The 14,353-nt window shown below is 69.0% G+C and carries 16 protein-coding genes and 1 pseudogene; 9 read left to right on the forward strand and 8 right to left on the reverse strand.

Annotated elements, in window-relative coordinates:
- Positions 1 to 80 precede the first annotated feature (80 nt).
- Entirely contained in the window at positions 81 to 1,007 is a 927-nt protein-coding gene (locus MW290_RS06195; protein ID WP_250196386.1) for a LysR substrate-binding domain-containing protein, read from the forward strand.
- On the opposite strand, the gene hemW is transcribed toward MW290_RS06195, so the two are convergent.
- Genes hemW through MW290_RS06220 form a run of 5 tightly spaced genes read right to left on the reverse strand, consistent with a single transcriptional unit; the run spans position 976 to position 5,548 of the window.
- The gene (gene hemW / locus MW290_RS06200) at positions 976 to 2,262 is read right to left on the reverse strand and encodes a radical SAM family heme chaperone HemW (RefSeq protein ID WP_250196387.1); all 1,287 of its coding nucleotides are present in this window, start codon (positions 2,260 to 2,262) and stop codon (positions 976 to 978) included. The two genes, MW290_RS06195 and hemW, sit on opposite strands and share 32 nt — an antisense overlap.
- Before the next feature lie 13 nt (positions 2,263 to 2,275).
- Positions 2,276 to 2,911 (reverse strand): non-canonical purine NTP pyrophosphatase, encoded by a 636-nt coding sequence (locus MW290_RS06205; protein ID WP_250196388.1) that lies wholly within the window; start codon positions 2,909 to 2,911, stop codon positions 2,276 to 2,278.
- On the reverse strand, positions 2,911 to 3,642 hold the full coding sequence (gene rph, locus MW290_RS06210; protein ID WP_310740104.1) for a ribonuclease PH: 732 nt from the start codon (positions 3,640 to 3,642) through the stop codon (positions 2,911 to 2,913). Before rph ends, MW290_RS06205 begins: the two co-directional genes overlap by 1 nt.
- Before the next feature lie 15 nt (positions 3,643 to 3,657).
- Positions 3,658 to 4,569: a PP2C family protein-serine/threonine phosphatase gene (locus MW290_RS06215; RefSeq protein ID WP_250196389.1), complete on the reverse strand. Its 912-nt coding sequence runs from the start codon at positions 4,567 to 4,569 to the stop codon at positions 3,658 to 3,660.
- Between the two features lie 10 nt (positions 4,570 to 4,579).
- A complete protein-coding gene (locus tag MW290_RS06220) occupies positions 4,580 to 5,548 on the reverse strand; it encodes a serine/threonine protein kinase (protein WP_250196390.1) in 969 nt (322 codons plus the stop codon).
- A 26-nt stretch (positions 5,549 to 5,574) separates the two neighbouring features.
- Between MW290_RS06220 and MW290_RS06225 the strand changes: the two genes are divergently transcribed.
- Entirely contained in the window at positions 5,575 to 6,489 is a 915-nt protein-coding gene (locus MW290_RS06225; protein ID WP_250196391.1) for a YicC/YloC family endoribonuclease, read from the forward strand.
- Between the two features lie 78 nt (positions 6,490 to 6,567).
- Positions 6,568 to 6,654: pseudogene (locus MW290_RS33260) on the forward strand (hypothetical protein); the annotation flags it as partial.
- 36 nt (positions 6,655 to 6,690) lie between these two features.
- Here the strand turns inward: MW290_RS33260 and MW290_RS33025 are convergent.
- Positions 6,691 to 6,813, reverse strand: coding sequence for a hypothetical protein (locus tag MW290_RS33025; RefSeq protein ID WP_259373467.1), 123 nt, complete (start codon positions 6,811 to 6,813; stop codon positions 6,691 to 6,693).
- Positions 6,814 to 6,879: 66 nt separating this feature from the next.
- Between MW290_RS33025 and MW290_RS06230 the strand changes: the two genes are divergently transcribed.
- From MW290_RS06230 to MW290_RS06250, 5 genes are read left to right on the forward strand one after another with little or no spacing between them, the layout of a single operon-like run.
- A complete protein-coding gene (locus MW290_RS06230; RefSeq protein WP_250196392.1) occupies positions 6,880 to 7,104 on the forward strand; it encodes a hypothetical protein in 225 nt (74 codons plus the stop codon).
- Between the two features lies 1 nt (position 7,105).
- Positions 7,106 to 7,375: a site-specific integrase gene (locus tag MW290_RS06235; protein ID WP_250196393.1), complete on the forward strand. Its 270-nt coding sequence runs from the start codon at positions 7,106 to 7,108 to the stop codon at positions 7,373 to 7,375.
- Between the two features lie 43 nt (positions 7,376 to 7,418).
- Positions 7,419 to 7,670, forward strand: a complete 252-nt coding sequence (locus tag MW290_RS06240; RefSeq protein WP_250196394.1) for a type II toxin-antitoxin system ParD family antitoxin — start codon at positions 7,419 to 7,421, stop codon at positions 7,668 to 7,670.
- On the forward strand, positions 7,667 to 7,984 hold the full coding sequence (locus MW290_RS06245; protein WP_250196395.1) for a type II toxin-antitoxin system RelE/ParE family toxin: 318 nt from the start codon (positions 7,667 to 7,669) through the stop codon (positions 7,982 to 7,984). Before MW290_RS06240 ends, MW290_RS06245 begins: the two co-directional genes overlap by 4 nt.
- Before the next feature lie 48 nt (positions 7,985 to 8,032).
- Entirely contained in the window at positions 8,033 to 10,420 is a 2,388-nt protein-coding gene (locus tag MW290_RS06250) for a TOTE conflict system archaeo-eukaryotic primase domain-containing protein (RefSeq protein WP_250196396.1), read from the forward strand.
- A gap of 209 nt (positions 10,421 to 10,629) precedes the next feature.
- Here the strand turns inward: MW290_RS06250 and MW290_RS06255 are convergent, their stop codons facing one another.
- Positions 10,630 to 11,283, reverse strand: a complete 654-nt coding sequence (locus MW290_RS06255; RefSeq protein ID WP_250196397.1) for a hypothetical protein — start codon at positions 11,281 to 11,283, stop codon at positions 10,630 to 10,632.
- An 827-nt stretch (positions 11,284 to 12,110) separates the two neighbouring features.
- On the opposite strand from MW290_RS06255, the gene MW290_RS06260 reads away from it, so the two are divergent.
- The gene (locus MW290_RS06260) at positions 12,111 to 13,835 is read left to right on the forward strand and encodes an ABC transporter ATP-binding protein/permease (RefSeq protein ID WP_250196398.1); all 1,725 of its coding nucleotides are present in this window, start codon (positions 12,111 to 12,113) and stop codon (positions 13,833 to 13,835) included.
- A 137-nt stretch (positions 13,836 to 13,972) separates the two neighbouring features.
- Here the strand turns inward: MW290_RS06260 and MW290_RS06265 are convergent, their stop codons facing one another.
- Entirely contained in the window at positions 13,973 to 14,236 is a 264-nt protein-coding gene (locus MW290_RS06265; protein ID WP_250196399.1) for a hypothetical protein, read from the reverse strand.
- Positions 14,237 to 14,353: the final 117 nt, after the last annotated feature.

The raw sequence follows: 14,353 nt of genomic DNA on the forward strand, positions 1-14,353 counted from the left end.
ACCCACCGGCTGTGAATCGATGAAATCTGGCCGGTTTGGAAAGCAATGCTTACCAACACCGCCCGATCCACCCGACCCGCATGGCCCGCCTGCCGCTGCATGTGATGCCCACGTTCTGCGCCGTTGCGCGGCTGGGCAACCTGCGCGCGGCGGCCGACGAACTGCACCTCACCCATTCGGCCATCAGCCAGCAGATCAAGCTGCTGGAAGAACAGCTGGGCTTTCAGGTGTTCGACCGCCGGGGCCGCCGCGTGGTGCTGAATGCGGCCGGCCGCGCCCTGCTGCGCAGCGCCCAGCCCGCGCTGGCGCTGCTGGAGGAAGGGCTGCAGGCCGCCGCAGCGGCCGCCGCCGGCAATGCCCAGCGGGTGCGGCTGACGGTGCTGCCGTCGTTCGCGCAGCGCTGGCTGCTGCCGCGCATGGGCCGCTGGCATCAGGTGCATCCGCAGATCGCGCTGGAGATCGACGCCTCGCAGCAGCTGGTGGACGTGCAGCGCGAAGGCTTCCATGCCGGCCTGCGCCAGGGTAGCGGCCATTGGCCGCCGCTGGTGTCACAGCGGCTGGTGGACAGCCCGCTGATCGTGGTGGGCGGCCCAGCCGCCGCGCGCCGGCTGCTGGGCGAAGGTGCGCTGGCCATCGCGCGCAGCGCCTTGCTGGGCAACCCCGGCATGTGGGAGCGCTGGTTCCAGGCCGCCGGCCTGCCGCGCCAGCGCATCAACCCGGTGGCCACCTTCAACGACGCGGGGCTGATGCTGCAGGCCGCCGAACAGGACCTCGGCCTGGCGCTGGTGCGCGAGGTGCTGGCCGCCGATGCGCTGGCCGAAGGCCGGCTGGTGCAGCTGCATCCGCTGGCCATCGAGCACGACGGCAGCGACAGCTACTACCTGGTGTACCCGCCCGCGCTGGCCGACTGGCCGCCGATGCAGGCGCTGCTGCAATGGCTGCGCGCCGAGCTGTCGCGGCCGCTGGCCGCTGCCATCAAGGCAGGAACAGCGCCTGCAGATCGCTGAGGAAGTCGAAGCCGCGCTCGGTGGGCTGCACCCGCGCCGCGTCGGCCACCAGCAGGCCCTTGGCCTGCGCCTCGCGCAGCGGCGCGGCGATGCTGGCCGCCGGCAGGCCGGTGCGGTCGGTGAACTGCTGCAGCGTGAAGCCTTCCTTCAGCCGCAGCGCATTGAGCATGAACTCGAAGGGCAGCTGGTCGCGCGCCACTTCATGCTCGTTGGACAGTGCCTGCCCCGCCATCGCCTTGGCCATGTAGGCCGCGGGCTCGCGCCACTTCACCTGCCGCAGGATGCGGTTGGGGAACGAGAGCTTGCCGTGCGCGCCGGCGCCAATGCCCAGGTAATCGCCAAACTGCCAGTAGTTCAGGTTGTGCCAGCAGCGGTGGTCGCCCCGCGCGAAGGCCGAGACCTCGTAGCGCTGCAGCCCGTCGGTCGCGGTGCGCGCGGTGATCAGGTCCAGCATGTCCGAGGCCAGGTCGTCATCGGGCAGCGGCGGGGGATGGGTGGCGAAGAAGGTGTTCGGCTCCAGCGTCAGGTGGTAGATCGACAGGTGCGGCGGCCGGTAGGCCAGGGCCGCCTCCAGGTCGGCCTGCAATGCCTGCAGCGTCTGGCCGGGCAGCGCGTACATCAGGTCGATGTTGAAGGTGTCGAACACCGCCCGCGCCTCTTCCACCGCGGCGCGGGCCTGGGCGCTGTCGTGCACGCGGCCGATGGCGGCCAGCGCCTCGTCGTTGAAGCTCTGCACGCCGATGGACAGGCGCGTGATGCCGGCCGCATGGAAGGCGCGGAAGCGGTCGCGCTCGAAGGTGCCGGGGTTGGCCTCCAGCGTGATCTCGCAGCCCGGCTCCAGCGGCAGCCGCGCGCGGATGTCGCCCAGCAGCCGGTCGATGGACGCGGGCGAGAACAGGCTGGGCGTGCCGCCGCCGATGAAGATGCTGTGCACCCGCCGGCCCCATACCAGCGGCAGCGACTGCTCGAGGTCGGCGATGACGGCGTCGAGGTAGGCCGCCTCGGGCAGCTCGGCCTTGTCACCGGATGCCGTCATGTCAAGCCCCGGGTCCGCGCCGGGCCGCTCCCAAGCGGACCCGGCTCCCCCTCGGGGGGGCGACGCCGAAGGCGTCTTGGGGGCCCACTGATGTGAATTGAAGTCGCAGTACGGGCACTTCTTCAGGCACCAAGGAAGGTGCACGTACAACGACAGCGGCGGCAAGGCCGTCAGGCTGACGCTGCCCGGGCGGTGCAGGCGGATGACCGATTCAGCCATGGTGTGTGCAGGCTCAGAGCCGCCAGGCCTCGCGCATCAGCGCCACCATCTGGCGGGCCGCCAGCGCGCGGTGGCTGTGCGCGTTCTTGACCTCGGCCGGCAGCTCGGCCACGGCCTGGCCCAGCGCGGGAATGTGCAGCAGCGGGTCGTAGCCGAAGCCGCCGCCACCCACTGGCGCGGCCAGCACCGTGCCTTCCCAGCGGCCGAAGGCGATCAGCGGCTCAGGGTCTGCGGCCGAACGCACGGCCACCAGGGTGCTGACGAAGCGGGCCCGCCGGTCGGTGGCGCCCTGCAGGCGCTGCAGCAGCATCGTGTTGTTGGCCTCGTCCTGCAGCCGGCGCAGGGCCTCGCGGTCGGTGCTGGCGGCCGCCGCTTCGGGCAGCGGCGCGAAGTGCGCCGAGGCCACGCCCGGCGCGCCGCCCAGCGCATCCACGCACAGGCCGGAATCGTCGGCGATGGCCGGCAGCCCGGTGGCCGCCGCGGCATGGCGGGCCTTGGCCAGGCCGTTCTCGACGAAGGTGTGGAAGGGCTCTTGCGCCTCCGTCACGCCCAGCGAGCCCTGCGTCACCAGCGCCACCGGCAAGCCGGCGAACAGCGCCTGCAGCTCCTTGAGCTTCTTGGCGTTGTTGGAGGCCAGCACCAGCTTCATCACGCCACGCCCAAGGCGGCCTTCTGCGCGGCCACCAGTTCGCCGATGCCCTTGCCGGCCAGGGCCAGCAGCGCGTCCATCTCGGCGCGCGAGAAGCTGGCGCCTTCGGCCGTGCCCTGCACTTCCACGAAGCCGCCGGCGCCGGTCATCACCACGTTCATGTCGGTGTCGCAGGCCGAGTCTTCGGTGTATTCCAGGTCCAGCAGCGGCGTGCCCTGCACGATGCCCACCGACACCGCGGCCACGAAGTCGCGGATCGGGCTTTGCGTGATGAGGCCCCGCTCCAGCAGCCAGGTGACGGCATCGTGCGCCGCCACGAAGGCGCCGGTAATGGCGGCGGTGCGGGTGCCGCCGTCGGCCTGCAGCACGTCGCAATCGAGGCTGATGGTGCGCTCACCCAGCAGCGCCAGGTCGAACACGCAGCGTAGCGAGCGGCCGATCAGCCGCTGGATCTCCTGCGTGCGGCCGCTTTGCTTGCCGCGGGCGGCCTCACGGTCGCCGCGGGTATGGGTGGCGCGGGGCAGCATGCCGTATTCGGCGGTGAGCCAGCCTTCGCCGCTGCCGCGCTTGTGCGGCGGCACGCGCTCTTCCACCGAGGCGGTGCACAGCACCTGGGTGTCGCCAAAGGCCACCAGCACCGAGCCTTCGGCATGCTTGGTGAAGCCACGGGTGATGGAAACGGCGCGCATGGCGTCCGCGGCGCGGGCACCCGCGCGCAGGAAATCGGTCATCGGGGAGAACCTCGGTCAGGTCTTTTTCTGGGACGAGCGGCGTATCGCTTCGTTGATCTCTTTGATCGAACGTTCGATCTCGGCTTCGTCGAGGTCGTCGCGGGCATCGCCCGCCACGCTGGCCTGGATGGTAGAGGCAAACACTTCCTCGCCCAGGCTGCGGGTGCTCACGGCCCCCTGCTGCCGACGGTCTTCCGAGGCTTCCCACTCCATGGCCAGCGCAGTGACGTTGTCGCACTTGGGGCCGCCGTTGCGCAGCGCGGTTTCCACCAGCTCGGGCACCGCCTCGTGGATGGGCTGGCGGCCCAGGCGGTCGGTGATCTCGACGTCGCTGACCGGGCCCCACAGCCCGTCGGAGCACAGCAGCAGCCGGTCGCCGGGCTGCAGCAGCAGCGGGCCGGAGGTGTCGACCACCGGCTTGCCCGGGCTGCCCAGGCAGGTGAACAGCACGTTGCGGTTGAAGCGCTCACGCATGGGCACCACCTGGCTCAGCGTTTCCTGCAGCTCCGAGTAGCTGTGGTCGCGCGTGCGTGCCACCAGCTTGCCGCCGCGCACCAGGTACAACCGCGAATCGCCACAGTGCGCCCAGTAGGCCGCATCACCCTGCAGCACGCAGGCCACGAGCGTGGTGCGCGGGGTGTCGATCAGCGCCTTCTCGGTGGCGTAGCGCAGCAGCTGCTGGTGGCCGGCGATCAGGCCGTCGTGCAGGAAGCGCAGCGGATCGGGCAGCCGCGGCTTGGCGTCGCGCTGGAAGCGCGCGGCCAGCGTCTGCAGCGCCAGCTGGGCCGCCACCTCGCCCTCGGGGTGGCCGCCCATGCCGTCGGCCAGCGCGAACAGGCCCGAGTCCCGCGTGTAGCAATAGCCCATGCGGTCTTCGTTCTTCTCGCGGCCGCCCTTGCGGCTGACCTGGTACACGCCGAACCTCATGGATGCCCCCTCACGACTTGGCGCCGCTCTTCAGGTTTTCGAGCTGCAGTTTCAGGCGCTCGCTGAAGCTGAGCTTGGTGTAACGCCGTTCCGATTCGCGCGCCAGTTCCTTTTGCAGGGCAAACACGCTTTGCGGGCGCGACAGCGGATCGAGCGACATGCACCACTCGGTCACCTCGATCAGGTTGTCCGAGTACACGTTGCGCAGCCGCGAAAGGCTGAGTGCCAGCCGGTCCTTCTCGATGCGCTGCGGCGCGTCGTTGGGCGGGTAGCCCTGCATGCAGGCGTAGATGCAGGCGCCGATGGCGTAGATGTCGGTCCACGGGCCCAGCGTGCCGTCGCGGCGGTACATCTCGGGCGCGGCAAACCCCGGCGTGTACATCGGCCGGATGAAATTGCCTTCCTTGCTCAGCACCTCGCGCGCGGCACCGAAATCCAGCAGCACCGCCTTGTTGTCGTTGGTGATGAAGATGTTGGCCGGCTTGATGTCCAGGTGCAGCATCTTGTGCTGGTGGACGATGCGCAAACCGCGCAGGATCTCGTCGAACAGCGACCGTATGGTCGATTCACGAAACACCTTGTCGCGCTTGAGTTCGCGCGCGGTCACGATGAAGTCCTGCAGGGTATCGCCCTGCAGGTAATTCATGACCATGTAGACGGTTTCGTTCTCGCGGAAGAAATTGAGCACCGACACCACGCTGGGGTGGCTGATCTGCGCGAGCGAGCGGCCTTCTTCGAAAAAACTCTTGAGGCCCAGCCGATACAGCGGCTGTTTCTCGGGTTTGACCCGGGGCGTCAGTTCGCCGGGCGAGCGCTCGGCCAGCGATGACGGCAGGTATTCCTTCAGCGCCACCAGGTGGTTCTGGTCGTCTTCGGCCAGATAAACCACGCCGAAACCACCGGCCGCCAGCTTCTTGACGATCTGGTAGCCGCCCACCACGGTGCCCGCAGGCAACGGGGCAGGTTTGGGCTTTGACATAATCGACTTTTTTGATACAGGGTCCCATGGCAGTCTACAGCATGACCGGTTATGGCAGCGCCACGGCGGCCGCTGCGGCAAACCCCGAAAACCCGGGCAATTCCGGGGCTGGCGTGACGGTCGAACTGAGGTCGGTGAACAGCCGTTTCCTCGACCTGGCCTTCCGGCTGCCGGACGAATTGCGCGGCCTGGAGCCGGCCCTGCGCGAGGTGGTGGGCGCCGCCTTCCGCCGCGGCAAGATCGAGCTGCGCTTGGCCGGCCAGCGCGACGCCGACAGCGGCTGGCCCCACCCCGCACCCGAGCAGCTGATGCGCCTGGCCCAGCTCGAAGCCACGGTGCAGACCTGGCTGCCCAAGGCACCGGCGCTGTCGGTGCACGAAGTGCTGAACTGGTGCCGCAGCGCGGCCCCGGCCGAGCGGCTGGACGAGGTGGCGCTGGAAGCCACCCGCCAGGCCGTGGAAGCGCTGAAGGAGGCCCGCGCCCGTGAAGGCGACCGCCTGGTCAAGGTGCTGATGGAGCGGATCGGCCGCCTGCGCGAGCTGGCCGAACAGGCCAAACCGCTGGTGCCGGCCGTGGTGCAGCGCCAGCAGCAGCGCTTCCTGGAGCGCTGGAACGAGGCGCTGCAGGCCGCCAACGCCGGCCAGCAGGCCGTGAGCGAAGACGCCCAGCGCGACCGCGCGCTGAACGAGGCGGCGGCCTTCGCCATCCGCATCGACGTGGCCGAGGAACTGGCCCGCCTGACGGCGCACCTGGACGAGATCGAACGCCTGCTCAAGGCCGGCGGCGAACTGGGCAAGCGGCTGGACTTCCTGATCCAGGAACTGCACCGCGAAGCCAACACCCTGGGCAGCAAGTCGGCCGCGCTGGAACTCACCGGCATCTCGGTGGAGATGAAGGTGGCGGTGGAGCAGATGCGCGAGCAGGTGCAGAACTTGGAGTGAGGTTTTCGGGGTCTCTCGACCCGGGCCTGGATCAAGGCCGGTGAACGCTTCGAGGGGCGCACCGATGGCGACGGGCGGGTGCTGACCTGGCGGCCCGATCGCAGGGCGCCGCACTGGCGGCTGCGCTACCGCTTCGCCGGCAAGTCGCGGGTGATGAACCTGGGCAGCTACACCGCCCTGCCGCTGGCCGCAGCTCGCCAGTCAGCCAAGGAACTCCGCGCCAAAGATCGCCGTCGGCCAGCTCGCCGACAGGTACTTCGAGCGCATGATCAAAGGGCGCTGGGAGCAGCCGAACATCGTACGCAGCCGCATCGAGAAGGACATCAAGCCGCACCTGGGCAAATTGGCGCTCGATGCGGTGGAGCCGAGGCCCAGTCACGCGATGAGCTGGTGGCACTGTTCGAAGCGATGCGCCAGGCCAAGGAATTCCGCGTAAAGAACCAGCTGACGGTGAAGCTGCTGTTGCTGCTGGCCGTGCGCAAGGGCGAGCTGATCGCCGCACGCTGGGACGAGTTCGAGCTGGAGGCCGACCCGCCGGTGTGGCACCTGCCCGGCGCTCCACACCCGGATGATTCCGCACGTTTGCGAGTCGACCCTGGTTGTGGCGATGGGTGAGGTGAAGCACGGCCTGCCCCACTTCACGGTGCACGACTTCCGCCGAACCGCCCACATCCACCTGGCCGCCGTGGGCGTGGACCCGCACGTGGCCGAACGTTGCCTGAACCACAAGCTCAAAGGCGTGGAAGGCGTCTACAACCGGCACGACTACTTCGAGGAGCGGCGGTGGGCGCTCGAAGCTTGGGGGCCGTTGCTGCTGAAGCTGAAACGCCAAGGACGCCATCCGAAGAAACCGGCACCAGCGCACCGGCAGATACCGCTGCATTAGGAATGCTTGACAACTATTGATACCCGACAGGATCATGTGCGCCATGAGCAGCAACACCATGAGCTTTGCCCTGCCGGAGGCCCTGCGCGAGTACGTCGACCAGCGGGTACGGTCCGGCCAATACGGCAATACCAGCGAGTACCTGCGTGAGCTGATCCGTCGAGACCAGGAAGAGCAGGCCAAGAAGCGTCTTCGGGAACTCATCGAAGAAGGGCTGAGTTCAGGCCCTGGCCGTGCCCTGACACCCAAGCGGACGGCACAGTTGAAGAAGCAGGCCCTGGGCGACCTGCGTTGAAGCCCGCCCATCTTCGGCCCCGCGCCGAAGCAGACCTGATCGAAGCGGCGCGGTACTACGCCCAGGAAGCGGGCTTGGCCTTGGGAGAGCGGGTGTTCGACGCTGCGATCGCAGCGCTCGAACCCATCGAACGCATGCCCTCCATCGGTTCTCCGCGGCTGGGACAGATGTGCGACATCCCGGGCCTGCGATCCTGGCGAGTCGCGGGGTTCCCGATGCAGTGGCTCTACTTCGAGGCGCCCGATCATCTCGATGTCGTTCGCCTTGTCGGTGACCGACAAGACTTCCTCGCGATCCTCCAGGATGCTGGCTGAGGATACGCTCCGTGGCCGCCAGATCCTGCGGCCGATGCGAGGCGCACGATGACCGGCGACGGACGTGAGGAAGTGACCCGGCTGCTGGCCGAGAACCGCCGGCTGCGCGAGTTGCTGACAGAGCACGGCATCGCTTGGCAACCGCGCGACATCACGCCGACCACGGATCGAAGCCCGCGCCTCGGCACCGACGAGAAGGTGAAGCTCTTCGCCAGCCTGTTCCGCGGCCGGGAAGACGTGTACCCGGTCCGCTGGGAGAGCAAGGCCGGCAAGTCTGGCTACTCACCAGCCTGCGCGAACGAGTGGCGCGCCGGCATCTGCGAGAAGCCGCGGATCAAGTGCGGCGACTGCCAACACCGCGCGTTGATCCCGGTCACGGGCCAGACGGTCTTCGACCACCTCGCAGGACGGCACACCGTGGGGGTGTATCCACTGCTCACGGATGACACCTGCCACTTCCTGGCGGTGGACTTCGATGATGCCGAGTGGCGAGAGGATGCGCGCGCCTTCGCCGGCTCCTGCGATGCGCTGGGCGTGCCGGTCGCGCTCGAGGTCTCCCGCTCCGGCAATGGGGCACACGCGTGGATCTTCTTCTCCGGCCGGGTGTCGGCACGCGACGCCTGCCGGCTGGGCACCGCCCTCATCAGCCACACCTGCGCGCGCACCCGCCAGCTAAAGCTCAGCTCCTACGACCGCCTGTTTCCGAACCAGGACACGATGCCGAAGGGAGGCTTCGGCAACCTCATCGCCTTGCCGCTGCAGAAAGCGCCCCGCGAAAGCGGCGGCAGCGTGTTCGTCGACCGTGACTTGCAGCCCCACGACGACCAGTGGGCCTTCCTGGCTGGCCTGCCAAAGATGTCGCCCGCAGACATCGAGCCCACGATCCTGCGCGCCACCGGTGGCAGCCATCCTCTCGACGTGACCTTCATCGACAGCGAGGACGAGGCCACGCCGTGGCGTCGGCAGGAGCCAGCATCCAGCCGCTTGCCCGGCCCGATGCCGGCCTCACTGAAGATCACGCTGGCCAACCTGGTCTACTTCGAGAAGGCCGCTTTGCCACAACCCCTGGCCAACCGGCTGATCCGCCTGTCCGCGTTCCAGAACCCCGAGTTCTACAAGGCACAGGCCATGCGCCTTCCGGTGTGGGATGAGCCCCGGGTCATCGGCTGCGCAGAGAACTTCCCCCATCACATTGCTCTGCCGCGCGGGTGCCTGGAAGCAGCGCTCACTTTGCTGCGCGATAACAGCATCCGGTCAGAACTGCACGACGAGCGATCGGCCGGGGCGGCGCTGCAGGTGCAGTTTCGTGGCGCACTCCGGCCGGACCAGCAGCAAGCGGTCGAAGCCATGCTGACCCACGACACTGGTGTCTTGTGCGCGCCGACCGCTTTCGGCAAAACGGTGATCGCAGCCGCGCTGATTGCTGCACGGGGCGTGAACACCTTGATCCTGGTCCATCGGGCCGAGCTGTTGCGTCAGTGGCGCGAGAGGCTGCAGACCTTCCTGGCCGAGGCCCGCGACGGAGGTCAGGACCGACCCAGCATCGGCGCGATCGGCGGCGGCAAGTCGAAGCCTACCGGACGCATCGACATCGCCTTGATGCAGTCGCTGTGCCGCCAGGGCAAAGTCAATGCGCTCGTCGAGGACTACGGACACATCGTGGCGGACGAGTGTCACCACCTGTCGGCGTTTTCCTTCGAAGCAATCCTGAAGCGGGCCAAGGCGAAGTACGTCCTCGGGCTGACGGCCACGCCGATCCGCCGCGACGGCCGGCAACCCATCATCTTCATGCAGTGCGGCCCGACGCGCCACACCGCGGAGAGACCTTCAGGGGCGCCGCAGACCTTGGAGATCGTCCCGCGATTCCTGACACCCCGGGTTGGGGCGGCCGACGACGCGCCGATCCAGCAGGTGTTCCAGGTCATCGCCTCGGATGCCGCACGCACAGCCCAGGTTGCCGACGAGGTGACAGCTGCATTCGCAGCGGGCGCCAAGGTCCTGGTCCTGACCGAGCGGACGGAACACCTGGACGCCCTGCGCCAAGCACTCGGCACGCGGGTGTCACCGTTGCTCGTGCTGCACGGCCGGATGTCGGCAAAGCAACGGACAACGCTGCTTCAGGAATTAGAAGCGCTGCCTGCCGATGCTCCACGGGTGCTGCTCTCGACGGGCAAGCTTGTCGGCGAGGGCTTCGACCATGCGCCACTGGATACCCTTGTGCTGGCGATGCCAATCTCCTGGAAGGGCACGCTTGCGCAGTACGCCGGCCGCCTGCACCGGGAACACGCCAGCAAGAGCAGCGTCCGAATCGTCGACTTCATCGACCAGGGGCATCCCGCCCTGCTTCGGATGTGGGAACGGCGCCAGCGCGGGTATCGAGCCATGGGGTATCGGGTGATCCCGCAGGCTTCAGGGCTTTTCGATCCGGACGACTGACGCGGCCGTGCAACCATTTCTCAAAGCAGCACCATGACGCCGCCAACCGCACGGCCGGTGCACGACCGGCCGCACCACGACATCAAGCCGCAGCGTCGCCACCCGCCGCGCCGCCCTTCTTCTTGTGCAGTACGGCGCCCCAATAGGCTGCCGAGGCCATCCCTCTGTTGTGGCCAGCCAGACGGCTCACGGCCAATCGCGCGGCGTGTTCATCGGCACGAAGCGCGGCCGGCCTGCCTTGGCGCCCTGGCGCACCCACACGTACTCCTCGCCCTGCTTCTCAGCCAACCCAAGTTCACCAGGCACTCGTTGGGCCTGAGCATGATCGCCTCGCGCTTGCGCAGGCCGAAGGCGCGGATCAGCCGCGGCATGCTGCCCACATAGGGTTCGAAGGCGGCCACCTTGTCGATCAGGCCATCGACATCCACGCCCTGCGCCGACCCGCTCTTGTCACGCTCGTTGATGCCGCTGCGCTGGTACTCGGCCAGTTCCAGCCCGTGGTACGCCGGCGGGCGGATGAAGCCCGGTTTGCTGAGCCAGCTGGCCAGGCCGCGCAGGAAGCTGCGGTACGTCTGGATGGTGGACGGCTTCAGCCCGTCCTTGCGCCACAGATCGACTGCGGCCTGGATGTGGCGCTGGCCCAGGTTGCGCGGGTCGGGCGCCTTCTTGAAGCCGCCGCGGCTTTCCAACGTGTGCAAGCTGGCCTTGCCGGGGACGAAGCGCGAGAGGATCTCGTCGTTGGACAAGCCGGCCCACTTGCGCGGGCGCAGCGCCTTCGGCATGGCTCTGCCAGCCAGCGGCAGCGGGCGTGGGGTCGATGAATGGGAAGAAGAGATCAGCAGCCGGTTGGGTTGCGAAGGCATACGCCCTCCGTCGGCAGTGGCCGCGCCTTGCCAAGGAGCGCGGTCGGGTTGAAGGTGGAATCGCAACCCAGCCGGCCGGCGTGGATTCCGTCGCGCCGGCCCGTCCAGGGACATGGCATTGCCGTCAGCCAGGTCGGACCTGGCTGCCTGCGGTGGGTCAGGTCTATTGCTTTCGCGTCGCCATCCACGCTGGAGCCGCCCCTTACCGAAATGCCGGGGCGGAGTCAGGTGCACGAGCAGGCGGCGGCCGCACGGCGTGCGGTTCCGCAACGAGGAACAGGCCAATCGGCCTGGGGCCCAACCTGTTCGACAGCTCCCCGATGGAGTCGTGCATCGCCCAGCCCCCTTTTCCTGTGTATCCACACGTGTACCCGCCAGCGACCCCGAACCGCGAAACCCAGCATCCATGCGGCTTCACGGCCGATCTCCCTGACCAGGTGCATCGAGTAGCGCCACCCGGCGCCGAGAGCCGGGCACAGGGCTGCCCAGCGCTTCAATCCTTCTTCTTGAGTTCGGCCGCCGGCCAGACGAACACCTCGCGGGCGTGCTGCCCGGCCTCGACGTGCCGCACCCGATCGAGCGTCTGGCCGCCGAACGTCGCCTTCACCTGGTAAGTCCTGGTGCCCAATCGGCCCGCAGGAAGGGCCCGTCGCTGACCAGGCCCGGGCAGGCACCGTGTGCCGCTTCACGACATCTGTCATCCGCCGGCCGGGCGCCTGCAACGGTGCAGCGCAGCACGGCACGCACGATGGCGGCTTCGGCACGCCGGACCTCCCACCGAGGACCGGCCTTCCCCGCCGTGGCCTGAAACCTGACTTCCGAACACCATGGATACCACCGACCTTGACGCTGCGCCGCCGCGCTGGCGCGACGGCCTGCATGACGCGCGGCGCCTCGCGGCCCCGTTCTGGCGCAGCGACCGGGCCGCGTGGGCGCAGCTGGCAGCGCTGGTCGCGCTGACGCTGGCCCTCGTCTGGATCAACGTGCGCTTCAGCGCCTGGAACAGCGCCTTCTATGACGCCCTGCAGGCGCACGACCTGAAGGCCTTCTGGCAGCAGCTGGGGCTGTTCTGCGCGCTGGCCGCCGCCTACATCGTGCTGGCGGTGGTGCGGCTGGTGGCGCAGCAGCGGCTGGTGATGCGCTGGCGCCAGGGCATGACCGAGCACCTCCTGGCCGGCTGGCTGCAGCCGGGCACACCGTACCGGCTGAGCAGCGCACGCACGCTGGACAACCCCGACCAGCGCGTGGCCGACGACGTGCGCAACTTCGTGTCGTCCACGCTGGACCTGGGGCTGGGCCTGCTGAACGCAGGCGTGACGCTGGTGTCCTTCGTCGCCATCCTATGGGGTCTGTCGGGCAGCCTTCATGTGCCCTGGCCGGGCGCGGGCTGGAACCTGCCGGGCTACATGGTGTGGGCCGCGCTGGCCTACGCCGGCATCGGCAGCGTGCTGGTGCGGCGCATCGGGGCGCCGCTGGTGCCGGTGAATGCGCGGCAGCAGCAGGTGGAAGCCGACTTCCGCTACGGCCTCGTGCAGGTGCGCGACCACGCCGAGGCCATTGCCATGGCGCGCGGCGAAGCCGCCGAACAGCGCCGCCTGCACGTGCGTTTCGACGCGCTGCGCGCGAACTGGGACGATCTCATCCGCTACACCAAGCGGCTGACCTGGTTCAGCGCCGGCTACGGGCAACTGGCCAACGTGTTCCCGTTGGTGGCCGCAGCGCCGCGCTACTTCGCCGGCGGCATCCAGCTCGGCGGGCTGATGCAGACGGCCCAGGCCTTTGGTCAGGTGCAGGGCGCCTTGAGCTGGTTCGTCGATGCCTACGCCAGCCTGGCCGACTGGCGCGCCACGGTGCTGCGCCTGGGCCGCTTCGTCGACGCGCTGGCCGAGCACGCACCGGCACCGCAGCAGGCCGACCCGGCGGACGCGGCGGCGGCGTTGACGGCGCGGCGGCTGCGCGTGGCGGTGCCGGACGCCAGCGCCACCCTGGTCGACGTGCCGCGGCTGGACCTGCGGCCGGGCGAATGGGTGCTGCTGACCGGGCCTTCGGGCAGCGGCAAGAGCTCGCTGCTGCGCACGCTGGCCGGCTTGTGGCCGGCTGGCGAAGGCGAGGTGCGGCTGCCAGCGGGCACGATGGTGGTGCCGCAGCGCCCCTACCTGCCCGCAGGCACGTTGGCCGATGCACTGGCGTACCCAGATGCGGCCGGGCGCTTCGACGAAGGCGCGCTGCGCGAAGCGCTGAGCCACGTCGGCCTGGGCGCGCTGGCGGGCAGCCTGCAGGTGGACGATGCCTGGGCGCGCCGGCTGTCGCCCGGCGAGCAACAGCGGCTGCAGTTCGCACGGCTGCTGCTGCAACAGCCGCGCTGGGCGCTGCTGGACGAGGCCACCTCGGCACTGGACGGCGACAGCCAGCGCCAGGTGCTGCAGCAGCTGCGCCTGCAGTTGCCCGGCCTGGCTGTGCTGCATGTGGCGCACCGCCAGGAGCTGCAATGCCTGCACGACCGCGTGCTGCAAGTGACGGGCGGCAAGTTGGTGGCCGCGACCAGCCGCTGACGCTGATCGGCGCCAGCGGGCTGGCCACGCCGAAGCCCGGCCATCGCAAGACGGACCGGGCACCGCGGGCGGCACTGGCTACCCGCGGGTGATGAACGCATGGCGCCGGTCCGAAGACCGGGCAGCCAAGGCCCCGCTCAAGCGTTCAGGCGCTCGATGGCGAGGTCGAGCGCCGCAACGGCGGCGCGGGTGTCGTGCCGCCGTACGTGCCAGGCGGCGCGCTCCAGGGCAACGATCTCTTCGGAATCCAGGGTTTCCTGCGGCAGTTCCAGTTCACCCACGGCCTTACGGATCGCGGCCAGCGCGCTGTCCGGGTGGTCGCAGAAGAGTTCGACGCGCGCCTGGCGCATCAAGGTGCCGGCCCGGGCCTGGGCGGTGGAAGCGGTGAGAACTTGGGACATGGTGGTCATCCTTCGGTGGCTGCGTCCGATCGACGCGATGAAGGCATGGTCAGAGCAGCGGCGCATCGGTCGATGTCAGCGCGGCCCGGCTCGGTGGCATTTGCAACACATTGCAGA

Origin of the sequence: Aquincola tertiaricarbonis (assembly GCF_023573145.1) — a bacterium.
GTDB lineage: Bacteria > Pseudomonadota > Gammaproteobacteria > Burkholderiales > Burkholderiaceae_C > Aquincola > Aquincola tertiaricarbonis_B.